The sequence below is a fragment of the Paraclostridium sordellii genome (genome assembly GCF_000953675.1).
Classification (GTDB): domain Bacteria; phylum Bacillota; class Clostridia; order Peptostreptococcales; family Peptostreptococcaceae; genus Paraclostridium; species Paraclostridium sordellii.
On the sequence record NZ_LN679998.1, the window covers coordinates 3,384,799 to 3,385,171 of the forward strand.

Sequence of the window (373 nt, forward strand, 5' to 3'; positions counted from 1 at the left end):
AATGGTTGCGGAGGCAGGACTCGAACCTGCGACCTTCGGGTTATGAGCCCGACGAGCTGCCAACTGCTCCACCCCGCGATATTATTTAAAGTGGTGCCGAAGACCGGAATCGAACCGGTACGAGAGGTAAGTCCCGCAGGATTTTAAGTCCTGTGCGTCTGCCAGTTCCGCCACTTCGGCATCTATTTGGTTGTAAAACTTCATTTGGAGGCGACACCCAGATTCGAACTGGGGATCAAGGAGTTGCAGTCCACTGCCTTACCACTTGGCTATGTCGCCTTATTGGGGTGGATAATGAGAGTCGAACTCACGACCTCCAGAGCCACAATCTGGCGCTCTAACCAACTGAGCTATACCCACCATAATTGGTCGA

The 373-nt window shown here is 52.8% G+C and carries 4 tRNA genes; all 4 read right to left on the reverse strand.

The features are described from left to right. Nucleotides 1–2: 2 nt before the first annotated feature. The 4 genes from ATCC9714_RS16610 to ATCC9714_RS16625 all read right to left on the reverse strand — a co-directional run bounded on the left by ATCC9714_RS16610 (nucleotide 3) and on the right by ATCC9714_RS16625 (nucleotide 360). Nucleotides 3–78: transfer RNA gene (locus tag ATCC9714_RS16610), tRNA-Met, on the reverse strand. Nucleotides 79–91: 13 nt separating this feature from the next. Further along, a tRNA-Leu gene (locus ATCC9714_RS16615) sits at nucleotides 92–180 on the reverse strand. A 25-nt stretch (nucleotides 181–205) separates the two neighbouring features. After that, a tRNA-Cys gene (locus ATCC9714_RS16620) sits at nucleotides 206–279 on the reverse strand. Nucleotides 280–283: 4 nt separating this feature from the next. Then, nucleotides 284–360 (reverse strand) — tRNA-His (locus ATCC9714_RS16625). Between the last annotated feature and the right edge of the window lie 13 nt (nucleotides 361–373).